Source organism: Hymenobacter coccineus, from assembly GCF_001816125.1.
Taxonomy (GTDB): domain Bacteria; phylum Bacteroidota; class Bacteroidia; order Cytophagales; family Hymenobacteraceae; genus Hymenobacter; species Hymenobacter coccineus.
In genome coordinates, this window is record NZ_MDZA01000135.1 from 1 (window position 1) to 6,026 (window position 6,026).

General features: G+C 63.1%; 7 protein-coding genes. 4 read left to right on the plus strand and 3 right to left on the minus strand.

Annotation, left to right across the window (positions count from 1 at the left end; all coding sequences use genetic code 11):
- Positions 1–261 precede the first annotated feature (261 nt).
- The 3 genes from BEN49_RS09870 to BEN49_RS09880 all read left to right on the plus strand — a co-directional run bounded on the left by BEN49_RS09870 (position 262) and on the right by BEN49_RS09880 (position 1,570).
- Positions 262–516: a hypothetical protein gene (locus BEN49_RS09870; protein WP_070742858.1), complete on the plus strand. Its 255-nt coding sequence runs from the start codon at positions 262–264 to the stop codon at positions 514–516.
- On the plus strand, positions 509–847 hold the full coding sequence (locus tag BEN49_RS09875; protein ID WP_070742859.1) for a hypothetical protein: 339 nt from the start codon (positions 509–511) through the stop codon (positions 845–847). The genes BEN49_RS09870 and BEN49_RS09875 overlap by 8 nt, the downstream gene beginning before the upstream one ends.
- A 78-nt stretch (positions 848–925) precedes the next feature.
- Positions 926–1,570 (plus strand): cytochrome c oxidase subunit 3, encoded by a 645-nt coding sequence (locus BEN49_RS09880; RefSeq protein WP_070742860.1) that lies wholly within the window; start codon positions 926–928, stop codon positions 1,568–1,570.
- 291 nt (positions 1,571–1,861) lie between these two features.
- Here the strand turns inward: BEN49_RS09880 and BEN49_RS09885 are convergent, their stop codons facing one another.
- The 3 genes from BEN49_RS09885 to BEN49_RS09895 all read right to left on the minus strand — a co-directional run bounded on the left by BEN49_RS09885 (position 1,862) and on the right by BEN49_RS09895 (position 5,503).
- Complete coding sequence (locus tag BEN49_RS09885; protein WP_070742861.1) at positions 1,862–2,641, minus strand: DUF5672 family protein; 780 nt, start codon at positions 2,639–2,641, stop codon at positions 1,862–1,864.
- Positions 2,642–3,110: 469 nt separating this feature from the next.
- Complete coding sequence (locus BEN49_RS09890; protein ID WP_070742862.1) at positions 3,111–4,115, minus strand: SMP-30/gluconolactonase/LRE family protein; 1,005 nt, start codon at positions 4,113–4,115, stop codon at positions 3,111–3,113.
- Positions 4,116–4,336: 221 nt separating this feature from the next.
- Positions 4,337–5,503, minus strand: a complete 1,167-nt coding sequence (locus BEN49_RS09895; protein ID WP_158022816.1) for an L-dopachrome tautomerase-related protein — start codon at positions 5,501–5,503, stop codon at positions 4,337–4,339.
- Positions 5,504–5,791: 288 nt separating this feature from the next.
- On the opposite strand from BEN49_RS09895, the gene BEN49_RS09900 reads away from it, so the two are divergent.
- On the plus strand, positions 5,792–6,026 hold a 235-nt coding region (locus BEN49_RS09900), incomplete at its 3' end, for a hypothetical protein (RefSeq protein ID WP_158022817.1).

A 6,026-nucleotide genomic window follows, 5' to 3' on the forward strand; every position in this document is an offset into this window, starting at 1 on the left:
GCCCGTACCCCGGTGGCCGTGCTGGGCGAGGCCGACGGTTTCAGCCTGCTGCGGGGCCCCGCCGGGGCCCTGGGCTGGGCCCGGATTTAGGGGTGGGAGCAAGGAGCGAGGAGCCAGCAATGTGAAGTGAGAATTGAGGACCTACTGCTTGCGGGAATGTCGATAACTGCACCGCCGACCCGGCCAGGTAGGTTGCGTTTGCCCGCTGGGGCCCTACTTTGCGCCTGTTCATTGATAACTGCTCACTGATAACTGAAAATTATGGCTGATTCCCCTTCCTGGGCCGACACCGCCGCGTCGCTGCTCTCCAAACTTTCCGGCGGCGTTGAGCTGAACTTGGCCTTCGACCAAGTGGAGTTGCAAGTGCCCAACCCTAACGGCACGGCCGGCACCTACCGTCTCAACGGCTCGCTGCGCATCCGCACCAAGGGTGAGGCCGCGCCGGCCGCCCAGCCGGCCCCCACTTTGCGCATCGACCCGCCCGCGCCCAGCGGCCAGCAGCAGCCCCTTGGCTAGCGGCCTCGACGTAGAGGCCCAGCTGGTCCTCACCTGGAACGGCCACGCCTTGCAGCTGGCCGGCTCGGGTACGTACCTGATTTTGAACGTGCCCAGCCAGCAGGTGCTGGATGAATTGACGGCGGGGCCCCCGCGCCCGCCCGGGGCCCCCAAGCCGCCCAAGGGCCCCGACCCTTTGCAGCAGCTCCACGACCTGGGCCAGCGGCTGGGCCTGGTGCTCGACTTGCGGGTGGGCGGCAAAACCTACGTCACCTTCGGCCTGCCCGGCCGCAACGGCCCCAAAATCACGCTCAGCGCGGTGCTGGGGAAGTTGGGTTCATTTTTCCGTTAGCCCTAAGTTTGGCCGGAACCAAAGGGCCCCGGATTGGTTTAATTACTGACGCTGTGTTGCTTTGCGCGTCGTTCGTTCATGAGGAATTCCGACAATACTTCCAACAACCGGGTGCGGGCCGGGGCCCCCGTTTCGGCGTTTGCCCGCATCGAGCGGCTGCCGCCGCTGCTCGTGGCCCTGTACCTGGGGCTAGTGGCCATCACCGTGATGTTTGTCATCCTGGCGGCGCTCTACATCAGTGCCCGCCTCACCAACGGGGCCCCCACGAGCCCGCACCCGTTCCCGCGCTACTTCTCGCTGAGCACCATTGTGCTGCTGGTGAGCAGCTACGTGGTGGCGCAGGCCCCGCGCCTATACGCCCGCGACGACCTGGCCACCCTCGGCCGGTGCCTGCTGGCCACGCTGCTGCTGGGCAGTATTTTTACCGGCCTGCAGGTGCTGGGCTGGCGCGAGCTGCTGCCGTTCTTGCCCTTCCGGGGCGAGTCCAGCGGCACGTTCATCTACTTCATCTCGGCCCTGCACGTGGCCCACTTGCTGGGGGGCATGCTGTACCTGCTGGCCCTGGCGCTGCGCGTGCTGCACGCCGACCGCGACGCCGTGCGCAACCTTGTGTTCATCCGCAACCCCTACCACCGCCGCCAGCTGCGGGCCCTGTGTACCTACTGGCACTTTATTGATGTGCTGTGGGTGGCTCTGTTCGGCATCTTCTTGGTGTTTTACTAGAGCAGTTTCGGGGTTCGTGTACGTAGCTACCCGTACCACCAAGCTGTGCTTGTTTGTACGGGTGAGCGCCACCACCACGTACACGAACCCCGCAACCACTCTAAGGCGCTACTTGCGTTAATTACCTGATTTTTAGAACGCCGTAGAGCTGTATACTTGCGTCTTAGGTTCGAGCGACTTATCCAAAAAATCATAAAAGCCCGCCCGTTGCGGAGACGCATTCTTGCATCTCCGCAACGGGCGGGCTTTTATGCAAAACACTTATGAGCTAAGTAGGGGCCCCAGGCCGGCTTAAATGCTGTGGCCGTAGTAACGGATGGCTGGCTTCCAATACTCGTGGAAGTACTTAACCCAGCCGTGGATGCCGAAGGGCAGGGAGGCATTGTCGTGGTTGGAGAAGGGAAGGTCTTTTTCCTCCCCAAACTCCCAGGCCGCGCCAAACTGCTGGGCTAGTGCCTTGGGCGGCACCCGAAAGCCGGCCGACAGCTTGGGGAAGTGCTGGGCCAGGAACAAGTCGTCGTAGAACGAGAGGCCGCGCCGCCGTCGCAACCAGTGGTAGGCGTTCATGTAGAACCGGAACTGGCTGGTAATGCGGTAAAAAGTGCTGACTTTTTTGAGTGAAAAGCCGCCGCTGCCAAAATATTCCGGGTAGCTAAAGCCCGTCAGGCGCCGCATGGTGGAGTTTGGCTGCTCCCACAAAGGGTTGTAGGTGACCGCGCCGGCGTAGTCGTACCCCGCGTGACACCACCGCGTCAGCTCGTCGCGAAACACGAAAGCATCCAGGTGCACCGTGAGGATGTACTCGTAGGGCAAAAAGCGCTCGTAGAACACCGAGTTGGTGAGCAGCTCGCCGTGGGCCTCGTGGCCCCGCCAGTCGAAGCGCTCGAAGTGCACGGTTGCCTTGCCCTGGCAAAATTCTTCGTACCAGGAAACGTCCAGCCATGTGGGCGTCATGAAGGTGATGGGATACTGGTTTAACACGGCCAGAGTTTGGGCCAGCGAAATTTTTTCCAGCGCTAACGGCTCTTCTAAGTGGATTGGAATGACGACGGTAACGAGTTTCTTATCCATATTACAGATTGTTTGGCCTATTGGCTTATATAGAGTCATAAAAATACTAACCAAAAATCAGACGGAATGAATAAAAAAAGACCACATTAGTAACGTCCAATTGGCCCTTTCCATTGGGCCCCGCCACGGGCGGAGGACCCGCGTGCGCAGGCAAGCACATCCGCCGCCGCGCCCGCCACCGCGGAGCTACCCACCCCAGGGCCCCCGCAGTATTTTAGCAAAGTTATTTTTCTGGTGCAGAAGTAGTTGCCGATAGTAGCAATTGGCGCTGCGGCTGGGGAAGCGCCCCGTCACCCACCGCCCGGCGGGCTGGGCCGGGGCAAAGCACCGCCCGCAAATGCCGGCCAGCTTGCCACTGCGGCGGTAAGCTCCACATTGAATAATAAAAAAAGGCGGCCCCGCAACGGGCCGCCTTTTTTGTAAGACGGAGTGGTACTCCGTTTTAGCCCGATTAAAAGGCCTAAGGCCCCTAGAAGGTGACTTTGCCGATGGTGAACGTGGCCGGGGGCATGGCCATTGCGCCCAGGTTGGCATATATCACATAGCTATCAGCGCCGTTGCGGCGGGTGATGGTGGTGGGGCCCTGGCCCGTGGTGGCGAAGGTGCCCGAGAGCGTGGCCGAAGTCCAGTTGTCGGTGCTGGTGAGGCGGTACACGCGGCTCTGGCTGCCCGCCACCACTTGCAGGGTATTATCGTCCTGAAGCAGCATGCCGTCGGCCCCCATCAGGTTGATGCCGGCGGTGGCCACGGTGGTGAAGGTGGCCGGCGCGCTGATGGGCACCTTGAACAGCGTGCCGTTGTCGGCTTTGGCCACGATCAGGTAACCGCTGCCCGAATCGGCGCGAAATACGATGCCGTTGAGGCCAAAAGCGCCCGTGGCACCCGCCAGCTGCGCATTGTCCAGGAACACGGAGGCCATGCCCTGGGCATCCACTTTGTAGATGACCGGGGCGAAGCTGTCCGTCACGTAGGCATTGCCCTGGCCGTCCACCGCCACATCGTTGGCGAAGTGGTTGGGCGAGCTGCGCAGGGCCCCCAGGTCCACGTTGAAGTTGACCGTGCCGTTGTCGCGGTTGAGGCTCACGAGCTTCGCCCGGTCGCGGGCCGTGCTGTTGGACGAGGCCACCAGCACGCGGTTGCGGCTGTCGTCGAGGTTCAGGCCCACCGCCGATACAATGCCCACGGTGCTGCCCGTGGCCAGTACCGAGTAGGTGCCGTCGTCCGTCACCCGCCCAATGTTACCGGTGGTGAGGGAGCTGACCAGGAAGGCGCTGTTTTTGGCGTCGTACTGCACGCCCTCGGGAAAGAGGCCGGCGGCGGCAAAGGTGACGGCGGCCGGCGTGGCTGGGGCCGCTTCGTTGTCGTCTTTGGAGCAAGAAACGGCCAGCAGGCCGCCCAACACGAGGGCCGTAGCCCCCGCCCAGCGGCGGTTGAGGCCCCGGGCAGGAGCAGGGGTAAGCGTCGAAATAATCATGAATTTCTCGTGAGATGAATGATGTACCAACCCGAATACGTGCAATGCCTGCCAATAGCTGTACAGAATTATGGCCGCGGGGCTGCGTGGCCCATTTGAGCACAGAAAAGCCCCGCCGGGGCTGCCAGCGGGGCTTTCGAAAACGTTGGGGGGTGCGTTGACGCGCAGTTCCCGCAGGATAATACGGGCAGCTTTGCCGAAAGGACTCCACTAGCGCTTAACTACTTGACTTGGTTCAGGTCCAGCTTCCACAGGGCGTAGGGCTGGGTGCGGGTGCTTTTGCCGCCGTGGTACTTGTCCTGGGTTTGGATTTGCGAAGTGGTGAAGTACAGCGTGTTGTTGGGGCCGTAGCCGAACGTATCGGGCCACGAAATTTCGGGGCCCTGGGCGATGGTCGTCACCTGGCCGGCGGGCGTCACGCGGCGGATGCTGTTGTTCTCGATGCCCGAGGTATAGAGGTTGCCGGCGGCGTCGCGGCCGTAGCCATCGGAAGCGCTGGGCACGGCAAATTTCTCGACGTGGGTGGCCAGCTGGGCGGGCGTCAGGGCGGCGTTGCGCAAAAACTCGGTGCCGATGCGGTACATCGTGCGGCCCATCAGGGCGGTGTAGTACAGCGTATTGCCATCGGCGCTTAGCTCAATGCCGTCGGCCTGGAAGTTGGGTTTGGAGCCGTCGGGCTCGCGCAGCACGTAGCCGTTCACGGCCAGGTCGAAACCCGGCTCGGGGTGCACCGAGGGGTGGTTTTCGAGCACCCGACGGGCCTTGCCGGTCTTCAAATCGAGCACCACCAGGGCCCCCGTGCCCGAGTCGGTTATGTAGGCAAAGTTGCGCTTGGTGTCAAACCGCACGTCGTTAAGGTAGCTCTTCGATGGAGCGATGTTGCTTGGGAACAGGATGGTGCGCACGGCCTTGTTGGTGGCCAGGTCGAACTGCACCAGCTTGGCCCCGCCGGGCACCACGCCTGTAAACTTGGGCGAGGCCGGGTCGAGCACCCACAGCCGGTCCTGGTCGTCGACCACCACGCTCTGCACACACACGAAGCGCTCGGCGGGCGAGGCGGGGGCCTTGGGGTCGGTTACGGCGGCGTTCCAGGTGGCGTCGGGGTAGGGGCGCGGGGCCTGGCCGGGCACAATTTCGGCCACCGACTCGCGGTGCCCGTCTTCCCAAAGCGGGAAGTTGACGAAAATGCGGCCCTGGCGCGACACCGTAACGCCGGTCACGCGCTGGTCGGGAAATGCCGCTACTTGCACCGGCTTGATGCCCTGGCGAGTGGTTTCGATGGCTCCAAGGGGCCGGGTGCGGGCGGGGGGAACTTCTTGTTGGGCAAAGGCCGCGGTGGCGGGCAGGCAAGCCGCCAGCAGCGCGGCGCGGGTAAGCGAAAAAGACATGGAGAGAAAAATTAACATAAGCGAATGCCCTGCATCAACGGCTCGCCGGGCGCGGCGTTGCCCCACCGGGGCCCCAATCCCGGCTTTGCAGTTAGCTAAACAATTGGGCAACAGCTTGTTTTAAGTGGATTATTTTGTGCTAAACCCCGCGCCGCAACGCCGCGTTCGGCCCCGTTTCGGCCCCGCGTTACCGGGCCCCCGCAGCGGCGGCAACTGGGGGCCCCGGGCGTATCTTGCTGGGGCTTTTCGCGCGGGCCGAACCACCGGTGCCGCACTTGTTTGACGGCTATGAAAATGCGCTACTGGCGTTTGTTACTCGTTTTGGCTGGTGTGCTGGGGGCCCCGGCCGCCTGGGCGCAACCCGGCGCTGGCCTTACCGAGGGCGGGCGCGCCTGCGCCGCGGCGCACCTGCGCACGGGCCTGGGCACGCTGGCTACCACAGCCACGGCGGGCCACCGCGCCCAACTGGCCCGCTACGACGTGACCTACTACAAGCTTGACCTGGCCTTAGAGCCCACCTCGC